This is a genomic window from Actinoalloteichus fjordicus (assembly GCF_001941625.1).
GTDB lineage: Bacteria > Actinomycetota > Actinomycetes > Mycobacteriales > Pseudonocardiaceae > Actinoalloteichus_A > Actinoalloteichus_A fjordicus.
In genome coordinates, this window is sequence record NZ_CP016076.1 from 2,955,736 (window position 1) to 2,968,427 (window position 12,692).

Genomic DNA, 12,692 nt, shown 5'->3' on the forward strand with positions numbered 1-12,692 from the left:
CAGCCGCAATGAGGATCGCCGTCATCGGAGAATTCCGTGCTGACCGAGTGGTCGACGCCATCACCCGTTCCGGCCACCACGACCTGGTGTTGTTAGGGCCGACGGACGTCGCCGACTACGTCGGCAGGCGGGCTCGTCACCGGCACCTGGCGGCGAGTGCGGAACCGGAGGACCTGCTGGCGGTCTGGACCGAGGAAGACGTCGAGCTGGTCATCCCGAGCCTCTATCCGGTCGACCAGGAACAGCTGCTGCCCAGCCTGGCCGCCGCCGCCGACGCGTGGCGCGGCCCCGGCAGGCACGCCGTCGTCCACTCGACCCGCTTCGCCGACCTGGTCACCGACAAGGCGATGTTCCATCGCGTCGCGCTCGCGGCGGGCTGGCCGGTGCCCGAGGCCGTCATCTGCGACCGGGTGGAGGAACTGGAGTCGGCGGTGCGTCGGATCGGCGGCCTGCCCGTCATGGTGAAGGAGGCCAGGTCACTCCCACGCGCGGGCCGCTGGCATGTCGACACCGAGCAGCGCCTCACGACGCTGCCGCTGACCGCCTTCCCCGTCGTCGTTCAGCGTGTCTGCCGGGGTGAGGAGTTCGGCCTCGAACTCTTGAGCGGCGCGAACGTCACCGACTGCTGGCCGATCGCCTCCTTCGGTCCGCTGGACCAGCGCTGCATTCCGGGGCATCGGGCGCGGCTCGCTCCGATCGCGCTCTCGCCTGCCGTGATCACCGAGCTGGCCGGGTTCATCCGCGGCATGACCGACCAGTTCGACGTGTGCGGTCCATGGCAGATCGACTTCGCCGTCTGCGACGGCAGGCTCCAGGTGCTGGAGGTCAACGGCAGGCTCAGCGGCATGGCCGATCTCAGCGCGGCCACCACCGGCCTCGATCCCTACGACGCCTTCGTCGACGCCTGCCTCGGCCAGCCCCGTGTCGTGCCGCCTGCCCGCCGGCTCGCCCTGGAGCTGCCGATCCGTCTCGACGCGCAGCTGCCGGGACTGCCGTGGGGTGTGCGCATGAGGCGACAGTTTCCGCTGCCCACGAACCGGTCGCTGCCGGTGGACTTCCAACGGCTGCTCGTCACGGCGGACGATCCGGTGCTCCTGGCGAAGTGGCTGCGCGACTTTCCCCCGGACGCCCTGCTCACCGGATCGCCGGGTCAGCTCGCGGCCATCGCGCTGGAGATGAGCCCGCTGTTCACCTCGGCGGGGTGGCCTCGGGGCTGTCCGCCGGTCTGAACCGGCGACTCCGGGTTCGTATCAGCCGTGATCCGGCCTGCGAATGCTCCGGGGCCGCTCAGCAGCGCAGGCGCCTGCCGTGTCGGTGCTGTTCGCACCCTTGGCGCGGCAGCGCTGCGGCTCGGGTGCGGCTGGGTGCCTCGCGACGTCTCCCGACTGACGCCGGAGCCAGGCGGGCCGAAGGCAGGCGCCGCGACTCAGCAGGACCGCCCGGCCTGCTCGACGGCGGCGGCGATCGCGGAGCAGGGGTCGTGCGCCTCGTATTCGGCCTGGAGCCGTCGGGCCCGGTCGCGGAGGAGCGGATCGTCCAGGATGCTCTCGACGGCCTTGCGGATGTCCGCCTCGTCCGGGTCCCCGGTGCCGAGGTTGACGGCCGCCCCTGCCCAGGCGGCCTTGGCACCGACCTCGATCTTGTCCTCGGTGTCGCCCGCCAGCACCATCGGGACCCCGTGACGCAGTGCCTGCTGGACGCCGCCGTAGCCGCCGTTGCTGACCAGCACGTCGACGTGGGGGAGCATGGCGTCGAAGGGGATGAACTCGGCGACTCGTGCATTGGCGGGCAGTCCGGCGGGCACGACGTCGCGGCCGGTGGTGACGACGACCAACGCATCGAGATCGGCCAGGGCGCGCAGCGTGGGCTCGATCAGCCTGCTGAGGTCGTCGTTGGCGATGGTGCCCTGTGAGACGACGATCAGTCGACCCGCGGACGTCACCTCGTCCCACCAGTCCGGGAGTTCGACGGCGTCGCCGGTGTCCGGGGGCAGTGCTCCCACGTAGCGCAGGCGCGGCGGCGCATCGCTGCGGGGGTAGTCCATGCTCTCGATGCTGAGCTGAAGGAAGCGGTCCGGCACGCCGACGAGGCCCCGCGACAGCAGCGGTGGCGGCTCGGTGCTCCCCAGCCGGGTCAACGCGGCGGCCAGCAGGCGATGCGAGCCCGCCCGCTCGGCCGCCTCGGCGTGCTCGGTGAGCCTGCGACCTCGGGTCCGGCCCTCCTCGGAGCCGTCCGGGGCCAGCCCGGTGCCGAAAGGCGGATGATCGGCACTGTTCAGCGGCAGCGGCATCACGCCGACGCCGATGACGGCTGCCGGGCGGACGCCCGCCGCGCCGTGCAGGACCGGCCAGGCTCCCAGGAACATCGTGTCGTGCAGGAGCACCGTCGGTGCCGCGTCGTCCTCGGCGAGGAGCTCCTGGAGCGCCGTGTGCTGCGCGGCCATCGGCGCGATGAACAGCTGCTGGTTGTCGTACTCCAGCCGGGCCGGTCCGGCCGGTATCGAGTTCCGGTCGGGGAACTGATCGGGACGCAGATCCGCCTCGGCGGGCAGCGCCGCGAACCGGGCGCCGGTCCGCTCCACGGCGGCACGGAAGGCACTGCCGGTCAGGAACGTGACCTCGTGTCCGCGTTCGACGAGATCCGCCGCGATCACCCGCAACGGCCGCACGTGTCCGAAGAACGGGACTGCGGCGATCAACACCCTGGTCATCGTGCGGCCTGCTCCTTGAGGTGGTCGATCTGTCCTCGGCGAGCAACAGGCTATTCCGTCTGTCGTCGGGGGAGCACCGCCGACGACCCGCACTGCCCCTCGGGCGCAGGCGGCACGCAAGCGCCTACGCCAGAGCCGTGGGCGGCGCCGTGGGGGAGCGGGGCAGGCGCCCGTGGCGAGGGCCGCTGCCGTGCCGGACCGCGTGCAGACCTGCTGCGGGAGTCCTGCGTGATTCACGCCTCGCGGCGAGCCAACTCCTCGACGGCGGCGGCGATCGCCTCGTAGGGGTCGTGACTCCGGCACTCGGCCGCAAGCTCCTCCGTCCGCTTCGTCCGGCTCGGATCGGTCAGGATCGTCTCGACGGCCTTGCGGACGTCGGCCTCGTGCGGATCTCCGGTGCCGAGGTTGATCGCGGCTCCCGCCCACTCCGCCAGGGCGCCGACCTCTGCCTTGTCGTCGGTGTCGCCCGCCAGCACCATCGGGACGCCGTGCCAGAGCGCCCGGTGGACGCCGCCGTAGCCGCCGTTGCTGACCAGGACGTCGACGTGGGGCAGCAGGAGGTCGAAGGGGACGTACTCGGCAACCCGCGCGTTGGCGGGCAGTGCGGCGGGCACCGCGTCGCTGCCGGTGGTCACGATGACCAGCGCGTCGAGATCGGCAAGTGCGCGCAGCGTCGGTTCGATCAGACGGCCGAGGTCCGAGTTGGCCAGGGTTCCCTGCGTCACGAGGACCACCCGAGACGCACTCGTCAGCTCACTCCACCAGCCGGGCAGTTCGACGTCATCGGGTTCACCAGGCGGCAGCGTGCCCACGTGCCGTAGGTGCGGCGGCGCGTCGCTGCGGGGGTAGTCCATGCTCTCGATGGTGAGTTGAAGGAACAGGTCGGGGATCTCGACCAGCCCCTGGTAGATCAGCGGCGGCTCCTCCGTCGTCCCCAGCTCCGCCAGCGTCGTGACGAGGTCGCGATGCGATCCCGCCCGCAGCGCCGAGGCCGCCACCTCGTTGAGGAAGGTGTTGCGGGCTCGGCCGTCCGCCGAGCTGTCCGGGGGCAGGCGCACTCCCCAGGGAGCGTGATCGATGCTGTTGATCGGGACCGGGATGACGCCGATGCCGATGACCCCGGCGGGCCGGCGGCCGGGCGCCCCGAGCCGGACCGGCCAGACACCCACGAACGTGGTCTCGTGCACCACGACCACCGGCTCCGGCGGGTCCTCGGCGAGCAGTTCTTGAACGGCCGCGTGTTGCGCCGGCAGGCCCTGGATGGTCAGATCGATGTCGAATTCGATCTGTTCCTGCCCGGCGCGCAGGGCCTCCCGTTCCGGGAACAGCGCGTTCAACGAACCGGCCAGGTCCGCCTGGCCGGGAAGCGGTGCGAATCGGGCGCCCGTGCGCTCGACTGATTCGCGGAAGATGCTGCCGGTGAGGAACGTGACGTCGTGTCCGCGTTTGACGAGATTCCGCGCGATCTCTCGCATGGGCGTCACATGCCCGTGCACCGGTACTGCCGCTATCAACACCTTCGTCACTGTGCGGTCTGCTCCTCGCTCACGGGTGCGGCGCGTTCTGCCTGCGACGAACTGAAACGGCCTGGTCGCGCCGATGCGCTGATCGTTTATACCGTATCGCCGCGCGGCGTCGGCGAGTGCCATAGCCCGATCCCGGCCTGCCCGGAATGGCACCACCGCTGCCCGAGCGGAAATTCAATTGAATTTGCAACGAAGTGGTCGATCGTCCTCGGCGACGACTGACCGGCCCGTTTCTCGATTCGCGGAATGCCTGCGAATGCGTGGCGCGCCCGGCGAGTCAGTCGCGGCGCAGCCGGTCTTCCTTGACGGCCTGGACGAACGCCAGGAAGGCCTGTCTGCTGACCTGCAGGGTGCCGCCCTGGCGGTGCTTGGCATCGCGGATGCAGGTCAGGCCGGGGGCCTGGGCGATCTCGACCTGGGGCGAGCCCAACGGGCTGTGCGCCGAGCGGCGGACGCCGGGGGCGTGGTGTGCCATCGGTTGCTCCCTCCGCGGTTCGTGAAGAGGGTTCACCTCCACCTTAACCGCACTCCCGCGTCGGAGGGGCCGCCGCCCACGCCCTCGGCGCGTCCCCTGCCGTGGTCACTCCGCCGATCGGGGCGATGATCGACCCTGATCGGCGCGAGACGATGGAGTTTCGGCTCGAACAGGGTTAGAAAGAGAGAAGTGATCATTCCGGGGCTAGGGTCGGCTGCTCCGCCACCTCGTCAGGTGGCGGCCTGGTGGGTACTCGACCTGCTGGCGGCGGAACGAGTGCCGTGGTGGGCGGCCGAGTGGCTCGCGCAGGGACACGACGGACCCTGCCTGCGAGAACTCGCCGGACTCGGCGCCCAGGACACGAGGCAGACCCGGGATCTGCTTCCCGCGGTCTTCGCCGAGCTCTCCATCCGGCCTCCGCAGACGGTGATCACGGCGGCCGAGGTGTGTTTCGGGTATCTGGCCCGGTTATGTCTGGAGGGCAGAGCCGACGAGCGCTGGGTGGCGGGCATCGTCGATCAGGTGCTGTGTTCCGCCGACTTCGCCGACGAGGTCTACGAGCAGCCGTTGGCGGGTGCCTTCGGCGTGGACGAGGCCTGGGACGACGGATGGGCGGGGCCGACGTCGGAGCTGCGCGTGCTGGTGCGGGACGCCTGTGCCGCCCAGCTCGGCGTCGTCGACACCGAGGCCGCAGCCGACGAGCCGTGAGTGAATCACCCGATTGCGGCGGCTCGATCGCCGGTGATCATCCGGTCGGCCTAGCCGGCAGCCCGTCTCGCGTGCCGATAACCGCGAATAGACGGCCCCGACGGTCGACTTCCCCGTACGTCGGGGCCGTTCCATGCCGTATCCCGGCTGGTCGTCTCCGCAGGCCCCGTCGCGTGATCCGATCTCCCGCAGCGGTCGGCGGCGGCGCTGTCGAGCCTGTTCGGTCGGGCCCGTTGCCGACCCGTCCGGCTGCGTGTCGTCGCCTGCTCGCCGCCGGCGGCGACACCGCCGCGGAGCCCTGCGGCCGTGACGGCCCGTCAGCTCGCACCCGACCGCACTGCCGGGGGTGCAAAACCAGGGCTCGGCGGCTGCGGCCGCCGTGCCGGAACCAAGATCGTTGCAGGTAGACGTGCTGACGAACGTGACATCCATCTTGTTGCGATCACAACTATTGCCCGCGCAGCATCGAACATATGAGCGAACCGCGATGGCCTCCCCGGTGTCCCAGCGGGCGGCATCGGCTCCTGCCCGGAGAGCTGCTCGTCGGCTGGCATCCCTGCGACTGCACCCCCGATCTCCTGGGCCACCGAACCTGGACCTGCGTTCGCTGCATGGCCGCGGGCCGGGTCGACACCTGGTTTCACCCGCCGTGCCTCGCCTCGGCCGCCACGTCGTGAGTGCCGTGCCGCCGATGGAGGGCACCGCGCGTCGGGCGCCTGCACGTCCGATTCCCCGGAGCCGACCGGTGCGGGCCTCGCCGAGGATGCTCACCGCTCGGCGGGGCCTGATGGTCGAGGACGTCGCGTACTCGGGACGTCGCGGCTCGGACCGTCGCGCACTCGGGACAGGGAACGGCCCCGACGCCAGGGGGAGGAGCGCCGGGGCCGCAGGGGGTACTTCTGATTCATCGGGTCCGATCACGCCCGGCCGGCTCCGCCGATCAGGTGGACATCAGCGGGGATCAGGTCCGGACGAACGGCCCGTCGGAGTCTGCCCGGCGCTCGGCTCCCCGAGGCGGCGCGGCTCCCGGCCGTCGTGATCGGGGCTCGACCGTCTCGCCTGCCCGACGGTGTCACCGCAGCTCGGGCAGACCGGGCTTGCGGCCGGTCCTCGGCGCCTGGAACGCCGACATCAGGCGCTCCGACACCTGCGGACACGGCAGCGGCGGGCCGTCCCCGACGGGAAGCGCGGCCAGCATGAGCGCCAGGGTGCGTCGCCAGGCATCCGGCGCCGTGCCGCCCGTGGCCTGCACCACGCCCGCATTGGCCAGCAGCAGCAGCACGACATCGGCGGCCACCAGATCGGCGCGCAGCGAGCCCTCCCGCTGCGCGCGTTCCAGCAGCGCCTGCTGCGCCTCGTGCAGCTGCCTGCGTACTCGGGCCATCGTGGGGCAGTCCGGCAGTGTCACGGTGAGGACGTCGGTCAGGCTGCGATCGGCGGCCTGCAACTCGCACATCCGAGTCAGATAGCCCACGAAGCCGCTCCAGCCGTCCGGAGCCGTCAGGCCCTCTTCCGCCGCTGCCAGATACTCGTGTGTCTTGGCGAGGAACACCGCCTCCACCAGATCGACACGGGTCTCGAAGCGCCGGTACAACGTCCCGACGCCGACCTCGGCCCGCCGGGCGATCTCCTCCATCGGCACGTCCATGCCCTGATCGGCGAACGCCTCCCGGGCGGCGGCGATGATGCGTCTGCGATTGCGCTCCGCATCCCGCCTCGGCCGTCGCCCGGCAGGCGGCAGGCCGGGGCAGGCCTGGTCGTCCGCCGTCCCGAAGGTCATGGTCGCCCAGCCTACGTAATCGGACGGGATTCCTCCTCTTTCCTTGCCACCGAAACGCCGACCGCCTAGGTTGGCGGCGAACGGAAGAATCTCGTCCGTTTGCCTCGTTCCGGTCGTTCGCTCTCTTCTCGAGGAGTCCGCATGTCCAGCCTCACCTCGTCCATCCCCGGCTACGTCGTCGGCACCTGGACGATCGACCAGGCGCATTCCGAGATCGGCTTCTCGGTTCGCCACATGATGATCAGCAAGGTGCGCGGTAGGTTCACCGAGTTCTCCGGCGAGTTCGTGACGGCGGAGAATCCCGTCGACTCCTCGGTCACCGCCGAGATCGTGTTGAACTCCATCCACACCGGCAACGAAGGGCGGGACAACCACATCCGCTCCGCCGACTTCTTCGAGGTCGAGAAGCATCCGACCATGACCTACCGCTCGACGTCGATCCGGCTCGACGGCGAGGACCCGGTGATCGAGGGCGAGCTGACGCTCAAGGACGTGACCAGGTCGGTCCCGCTGACCGTCGAGCTCGGCGGCTTCGGCCCGGACAACTACGGCGGCACCAGGGTCGGGCTCACCGCGAAGGCCGAGATCAACCGGGGCGACTTCGGCATCACCTTCAACCAGCCGTTGGAGACCGGCGGCGTGGTGATCGGCGAGAAGATCACCATTCAGCTGGAGATCGAGGCCGTCCTGAACGCCTGATCTCTGCGCACCGAGGGCACATCGGCCGGTTCTCGCCGCGGGATCGGTGTCTGGGGGTCGTCCGCCGGCCGTGTGCTCGCGCCATCGCCATCGCCATCGCCACCGGTCGCCCGCTTCGTCGACGTCGGCGGACTCGATCCCGACGGAGTCCCCGCCGCCGAGCGACGCCGCGTCCTGCCTGCCCTCGAGCGGCAGACTGCGCATCGTCGGACGTCGGTCGACCGGCTGCCCTGGGTACGCAGCGCTCGGCCCGTCTGGACGAGCACACGACTTCGTTCGCCTTCGCCCTGTCCAGTCCGTGGCTTCGCCTCGATTCGGGCTGCCGCCGGACGGCGCAGGCAGCCGGGCTCCGCGCGCCCTGCATCGATTCGGGCCCGCCACGTCCGGGGAGCCTCGCAAGATCGTCATGCGAAACCCGACCGACGACGCGATGATGCGGACCATGTCGACTCCGCAGGCTTCGCGAGGCGCCCCGAGACCCCGTCGCGGGACCGTCCACAGGCGTCCGAACGCTCCGTCGGCGTCGGCGTCGGCGTCGGCGTCGCGAGTCCATTGGAGCCCGCGCCGTCGCATCGGCGCGGGCTCGTCGGGGCCGACGAGTACTCCATCCGGCTCAACATCGGGTAGCACGTCCGGGTGCAACCCGACCACGCGGCCGGAATGCGTACCAAGCTGAGGGTCGGCCCTCGGCCGCTTCTCCTGGAGGTGATCATATGGACGTCGGTGGACCGTCGTCGCAGCATGGCTCGGCTGATCTCGACTTAGTCCGGCGCGGTAGTCGTCGCCGAATCGACGCCGTTGTGAGTGCGGTGGACAGATCACCGCCGGTTTCCGACCGGCCCGTGTCGTCCTCCGCCGTGGGGGTTCCCTCGGTCGTACCCGCGAATCCGTCGGTCGCACCGAGGTTCGCCCGTCATTCCGGAGTCCTCATGTACGCCTGGTTCGTGCGTTCCGTCCGCGCTGGAGACACCCATCTCGCCGAGGAGGACTGGGACGGCTACAACCCCGTCGTGCCGGTCTGTGAGTCCACAGTCGCCTTCTCACCGCTCAATCGGGAGCCCATCGAGGTCTGCTACTTCGACGAGCAGCGTTGTCCCCGCTGCCTCGAGCTGACCCGCCCCCGTCCCAAGACACGACTGGCCTCGGTGCGATGAGCACCGGGAGACGCCGGTCCACCGGACCGCCGGGCAGGGGACGACATGCCCGTCGGCGGGCACATCGACCGCAGGCGGGCCCGGCGGCCGCCCGAGGATCAGGGCGCCCGATCTTCTGCGGAACAGCCCCTTCGTGACGTCGACGGAACCGGTTCGCCACGCCGGCCGAGGACGTCCGTCCGGACCGCGTCGTCGCCTCCCGACGGAGTACGCCCGAGGCGACGAGCACAGTGCGACCGGTTCGGTCCGGCGCCTGGCACGGCATGCGGGCCGCCGCATCCCGGAGCGCCCGCACGCCCGACCGGTTCGCCACCGGTCCGGCTGACCAGTCCCGCCACGAGAACCTCGGCGCCCGTGCCCCGACCGTCGCGCGGCGGCGTACGGGGCACTCGTCGCCGGAGTCCGGTCCGTTCAGCGCGGCAGGGCCGTCACCACGTGTGAGTCGAGTTCGGTCGACAGGGTGACGGTCCCGCCGAGCCGAAGGCCTGCCTGGTCGAACAGTCGCTCGTACTCGCCGACAGTGCGCTCTCGACCGGTGGTCATCACCAGCATCTCCATGTCACCGAAGGCGGTCATGAGGTTCGCATCCTCGGTCGGCTGATCCCAGTCCGGCACCAGCGCCGTGATCACCAGCACCCGGCCGTTCGGCTGCATCGCCGTCCGGCAGTTGCGCAGGATGCGGACACAGGACTCGTCATCCCAGTCGTGCAGGATGTTCTTCAGCAGATAGACGTCCCGCCCGGCGGGAACGGTCGCGAAGAAGTCACCGGCCTCGGTGTCGGCCCGGTCGGCCACGCCTGCCTTGCGCAGCATCTCGGTTGCACGTTCCAGTGCGGCCTCGGTGTCGAACACCGTGCCGTGCAGGCTCGGTCCGGCAGCCAGGATCGCCGCAAGCAGGGTGCCGTCCCCGCCGCCGACGTCGACCAGTCGCTCCCCCTGCGTGAACGAGATTCCTCGGACGGTGTCCGGGAGCTGGATCTCCGAGATCGTGCTCATCGCGCGGTGGAACCGGGCCGCCAACGCGGGGTCGGTGCCGAGGTGATCGAAGAACCCGGTGCCGAACACGGCATCGAATCCCGGCCTGCCGGTGCGGATCGACGCCTCCAGCGAGCCCCAGGCCTGCCACCAGGCGGGGTCGCCGTACAACTCGGCCATCGGATGGAGCGAGTGCGGGGCCTGGCTGCGGAACAGCCTGCCGAGGGGGCTCAACTCCACCGAGTCGTCGCCGGTCGTGACCACGACGCCGAGTTGTCCGAGTGCCCGCAACAGGCGGCGCAGCGCATCGTGGTCGGTGCCCGTCTCGGCTGCGAGGTCCGCTACCGTCTTCGACGTCTCGCCGATCAGATCGGGGATGCCCAGACGCACGGCGGTCCCGAGCATCTGGGAGAACGCGAAGCCGAAAATCAATGACGTCGCCTGTCGGGCGGCGTCGAGTTCTGATTCGTGCTCGGGCATCTCCGCTCCTGACTGGGGTTCTCGATCGTCCTCGTCGAGCCTAGGCGTGCGGTCGGTGTGGCGGGCTCCTGCCGAGAAGGGAAACCGGATGAGCCGAGCGTGAGTCTCAGTAGCATGACCCGGCGTCCACCCTATTGGGGAGCACGATGCCGAACGAGTGAACTGCACTGCCAAGAAGGAGACTGAGGGTGACCGATCAGGACGCCTCCATCCGTTCAGAGCGCCGCATCGCGGGTCGTTATGTGCTCGTGGAGGAGATCGGACGTGGCGGTATGGGAGTCGTCTGGCGTGCCGAGGACGCCGTGATCGGTCGGAACGTCGCAGTCAAGGAACTGCGGCTGCCGGACGGGGTGCCCCAGCAGGAACGGGGCGTCCTGGAGGAGCGCGTGCTGCGTGAGGCGCGCTCGGCGGGCAGGCTCAACGATCCGTCCGTGGTGACCGTCTTCGACGTCGTGTCGGAGGGCACCGCCACCTACATCGTCATGGAACTGGTCGAGGCGCCGACGCTCGCCGACGTGGTACAGGCGCACGGGCCGCTGCCCGCAGGCCAGGTGGTCGAACTCGGACGCCAACTGCTGCACGCCCTCCAGACCGCCCATGCCGCGGGCATCGTGCATCGGGACGTGAAGCCGAGCAACATCATGGTGCTGCCCAACGGCAGGGCGAAGCTCACCGACTTCGGCATCGCGCAGGCGGCGGACGATCCGCGCCTGACCACCACCGGGCTGCTGGTCGGCTCGGCGACCTACATGGCGCCGGAACGGATCAGCGAGAACGCCGCCACCGCCTCCTCCGACCTGTGGGCGTTGGGCGCCACGCTCTTCCACGCGGTCGAGGGTCGGGCTCCGTTCGACCGACCCACCACGGCCGCCACCCTGCACGCGATCTTGAACGACGTGCCCTACCTGACCCGGTGTCAGGGGCCGCTGGCCTCGGTGATCATGGGTCTGCTGATCACCGCCCCGCACGCCAGACTCACCTCGGCACAGGCGGGCGGGCTGCTGGACGCCACGGCGTCGCGCCCCGAGCTGTCCGGCCCGGCCATGGCGGGCACCCAGCAGGTCACGAGCCCGATGGGGCCCGCTGCTCCGATGGGATACGGCCCTGGTGCCAGCGGCGGACACCCGATGCCGGGTGCTCCCGTCCGGTCGAAGGGACTGCGGTGGCCTGCGGTTCTCGGCACGCTCCTCGTCGTGGCACTCGCGAGCTTCGGCGGGGGCTTCGTCACTCATCTGGTCACCTCGGCGGACCAGGTCCAGGACGTTCCCGAGCACCTGGGCGGCACCGTCGCCTACGGTCCGGGCGGCGAGCTGACGGGCTTCTCCCTCGGGATCGAGGAGTGCGCCAGCGGTGCCCTGTCGGGGCGGGGTTTCAGCCGGGAGTCGGCCGTGCCCTGCGAGGAGGACCACGACTTCGAGGTCGTCCGGCGGAACAGGCCGTTCGATCTGGACACCGGGACCGCCTATCCGGGGCAGGAGGAGCTGACCAGGTACATGACGGGTCTCTGCCAGCTGCACTTCTCGTCGGACCGGATCGAGCTGCCGGAGGACGAGGCGGACGCTCTGACCTTCACGGTCATCGTGCCCACTGCGGCGGAGTGGTCGACGAACACCGAGGACATCACCGGCCTGGACGACACGAATCTCAGCTACTGCGTCCTGCACCGGGCCGACGGCGCCACGATCAGGGGCTCGATGATCAACACGCCGGAGGACTGAGTCCTGCGGGCAGGGCTGCGGCAGGCCCACTCCTGGTGACGGAACTCGAAGCGCGGGCCTGCGCCGCAGCGACCGCTTCCTGTACAGGCGCCTCGGGCCTGACGCCCGGCTGACCGCCGGGTTCCGCCGAGGTGCTGCTCGGGAGGAGCTGTACCTCGGTGTCGCCGTTCGTCGGGCACGGCCGACCCGTGGTCTCGGGGGCATGATGGATCGCATCCGAGGAGACCACGGCGACGAGTGGAGGAACCGTGACCGGCATCGAGCCCAGTCAGCCAGCGGGAACCGAGGCCGATCTCGCCGAGCAGGAGCGCGAGGTCGCCGAACGCGACGTCGGGGGCGGCGTCGAGGCGGGGGAGGACCTGCCGCCGGACGCGGGTGCGGAACTGCCGCCCGAGGCGACGGAGGCGGATGTCGTCGAGCAGCGTGAAGAGGTGCTCGACGACGAGGAGGACACCGAACACGGCTGA

The 12,692-nt window shown here is 70.4% G+C and carries 11 protein-coding genes; 6 read left to right on the top strand and 5 right to left on the bottom strand.

Going from position 1 to position 12,692, the window contains the following annotated elements:
- Positions 1 to 8: 8 nt before the first annotated feature.
- Complete coding sequence (locus UA74_RS13180; RefSeq protein WP_075764438.1) at positions 9 to 1,229, top strand: hypothetical protein; 1,221 nt, start codon at positions 9 to 11, stop codon at positions 1,227 to 1,229.
- 197 nt (positions 1,230 to 1,426) lie between these two features.
- Here the strand turns inward: UA74_RS13180 and UA74_RS13185 are convergent, their stop codons facing one another.
- The 3 genes from UA74_RS13185 to UA74_RS13195 all read right to left on the bottom strand — a co-directional run bounded on the left by UA74_RS13185 (position 1,427) and on the right by UA74_RS13195 (position 4,711).
- Positions 1,427 to 2,710, bottom strand: coding sequence for a glycosyltransferase (locus UA74_RS13185; RefSeq protein ID WP_075764440.1), 1,284 nt, complete (start codon positions 2,708 to 2,710; stop codon positions 1,427 to 1,429).
- Between the two features lie 233 nt (positions 2,711 to 2,943).
- Positions 2,944 to 4,236 carry a glycosyltransferase gene (locus tag UA74_RS13190; protein WP_198043010.1) on the bottom strand — a complete coding sequence of 431 codons (1,293 nt, stop codon included), beginning with the start codon at positions 4,234 to 4,236 and terminating at the stop codon, positions 2,944 to 2,946.
- 277 nt (positions 4,237 to 4,513) lie between these two features.
- Positions 4,514 to 4,711, bottom strand: a complete 198-nt coding sequence (locus UA74_RS13195) for a DUF397 domain-containing protein (protein ID WP_075740499.1) — start codon at positions 4,709 to 4,711, stop codon at positions 4,514 to 4,516.
- 234 nt (positions 4,712 to 4,945) lie between these two features.
- Between UA74_RS13195 and UA74_RS13200 the strand changes: the two genes are divergently transcribed.
- Positions 4,946 to 5,419 (top strand): hypothetical protein, encoded by a 474-nt coding sequence (locus UA74_RS13200; RefSeq protein ID WP_198043011.1) that lies wholly within the window; start codon positions 4,946 to 4,948, stop codon positions 5,417 to 5,419.
- Between the two features lie 1,072 nt (positions 5,420 to 6,491).
- On the opposite strand, the gene UA74_RS13210 is transcribed toward UA74_RS13200, so the two are convergent.
- Complete coding sequence (locus tag UA74_RS13210; protein WP_083683174.1) at positions 6,492 to 7,199, bottom strand: TetR/AcrR family transcriptional regulator; 708 nt, start codon at positions 7,197 to 7,199, stop codon at positions 6,492 to 6,494.
- A 141-nt stretch (positions 7,200 to 7,340) separates the two neighbouring features.
- Here UA74_RS13210 and UA74_RS13215 point away from each other — a divergent pair, with 141 nt between their 5' ends.
- Positions 7,341 to 7,898 carry a YceI family protein gene (locus UA74_RS13215; protein ID WP_075764447.1) on the top strand — a complete coding sequence of 186 codons (558 nt, stop codon included), beginning with the start codon at positions 7,341 to 7,343 and terminating at the stop codon, positions 7,896 to 7,898.
- A gap of 929 nt (positions 7,899 to 8,827) precedes the next feature.
- Complete coding sequence (locus UA74_RS13220) at positions 8,828 to 9,052, top strand: hypothetical protein (RefSeq protein ID WP_075764449.1); 225 nt, start codon at positions 8,828 to 8,830, stop codon at positions 9,050 to 9,052.
- Between the two features lie 411 nt (positions 9,053 to 9,463).
- Here UA74_RS13220 and UA74_RS13225 read toward each other — a convergent pair whose 3' ends face one another.
- Positions 9,464 to 10,507, bottom strand: a complete 1,044-nt coding sequence (locus UA74_RS13225) for a methyltransferase (protein WP_075764451.1) — start codon at positions 10,505 to 10,507, stop codon at positions 9,464 to 9,466.
- 188 nt (positions 10,508 to 10,695) lie between these two features.
- Between UA74_RS13225 and UA74_RS13230 the strand changes: the two genes are divergently transcribed.
- Both UA74_RS13230 and UA74_RS13235 read left to right on the top strand, forming a co-directional pair.
- Positions 10,696 to 12,225 carry a serine/threonine-protein kinase gene (locus UA74_RS13230; RefSeq protein WP_232237742.1) on the top strand — a complete coding sequence of 510 codons (1,530 nt, stop codon included), beginning with the start codon at positions 10,696 to 10,698 and terminating at the stop codon, positions 12,223 to 12,225.
- A gap of 248 nt (positions 12,226 to 12,473) precedes the next feature.
- Positions 12,474 to 12,692: a hypothetical protein gene (locus tag UA74_RS13235; RefSeq protein ID WP_075764455.1), complete on the top strand. Its 219-nt coding sequence runs from the start codon at positions 12,474 to 12,476 to the stop codon at positions 12,690 to 12,692.